We start from the raw sequence: 1,224 nt of genomic DNA, 5'->3' as shown, positions 1-1,224 counted from the left end.
GGGCAATGCAAAGAAATGGCCATCGTGCACGCGGCTGGGCACGAGGTAGTCGCGCGCGCCTTCGGGCGTGCTCTTGGTGAGCATGGGGGTTTCGATGTCAATGAAGCCATTCGCATCGAGGAACTTGCGCACCTCCATGGCCACCTTGTAGCGCAGCATCAGGTTGTTCTGCATGTACGGGCGGCGCAGGTCCAGCACGCGGTGCGTGAGGCGCGTGGTTTCCGACAGGTTTTCCTCGTCGATCTGGAACGGAGGCGTGACGGAGGGGTTGAGCACGTTCAGCTCATGGCACAGCACTTCGATCTGGCCGGTCTTGAGCTTGTCGTTGGTGGTGCCTGCGGGGCGTGCGCGCACCACACCCTTGACCTGTACGCAGAACTCGTTGCGCACGCCTTCAGCGACCTTGAACATCTCGGCGCGGTCGGGGTCGCACACCACCTGCACGTAGCCTTCGCGGTCGCGCAGGTCGATGAAGATCACGCCACCGTGGTCACGGCGGCGGTTCACCCAGCCCGACAGGGTAACGGTTTGGCCCAACAGGGCTTCGGTCACAAGACCGCAATAGTGGGAACGCATGGCCATGACAAAACTTCCGGCGCCGCAGGGCGCGTTGACGTTGAAAGAGATTGCTTTTCTTACTTGGGTGGGGGCAGCGTAGGGTCCGCTGGAGCCACTACACCCATGGAGACGATGTACTTGAGGGCGCTGTCCACACTCATTTCGAGCTCGACGCAGTCGCTCTTGCGCACCATCACAAAATACCCCCCCGTGGGGTTGGGGGTGGTGGGCACGTATACGCTGACGAACTCGTCGCGCAGATACGCAGCCACTTCACCATTGGGGGCGCCAGTGACGAACGCCACGGTCCATACCCCTTCGCGGGGCCACTGCACGAGCACGGCCTTGCGAAAGGCATTGCCGCTCTCGGAGAACAGCGTGTCCGACACCTGCTTGACGCTGGAGTAGATAGAGCGCACCACCGGAATGCGGTGTACCAGCGCGTCGCCCCACTGCACAAGCTTGCGGCCCGCAAAGTTGCTGGCAATGGCGCCCACCACGAGCAAGATGGCCAGCGTGAGGACCACACCAAAGCCCGGGACATGCACTCCGAGCAGCTTGTCGGGCTGCCACGCGCCGGGCAGGATCTGCAGGGTCTGGTCGAGCGTGCTCACAATCCAGTTGAGCACCCAGGCCGTGATGACACCGGGCACGATGACCAGAAGG

At 62.7% G+C, this 1,224-nt stretch carries 2 protein-coding genes; both read right to left on the bottom strand.

Annotated features, from left to right (window positions below; translation table 11 throughout):
- Positions 1–582 (bottom strand): amino acid--tRNA ligase-related protein (locus DBR23_RS12675; RefSeq protein WP_233250431.1); only part of this gene is annotated, 582 nt, incomplete at its 3' end.
- Between the two features lie 53 nt (positions 583–635).
- Positions 636–1,224 (bottom strand): DUF502 domain-containing protein (locus tag DBR23_RS12670; protein ID WP_108498484.1); only part of this gene is annotated, 589 nt, incomplete at its 5' end.

This window comes from Acidovorax sp. HMWF018 (assembly GCF_003061035.1).
Classification (GTDB): Bacteria; Pseudomonadota; Gammaproteobacteria; order Burkholderiales; family Burkholderiaceae_C; genus Acidovorax; species Acidovorax delafieldii.
Note: the sequence above shows the minus strand (reverse complement) of the source record. Positions and strands in the feature narration are given on the sequence as shown.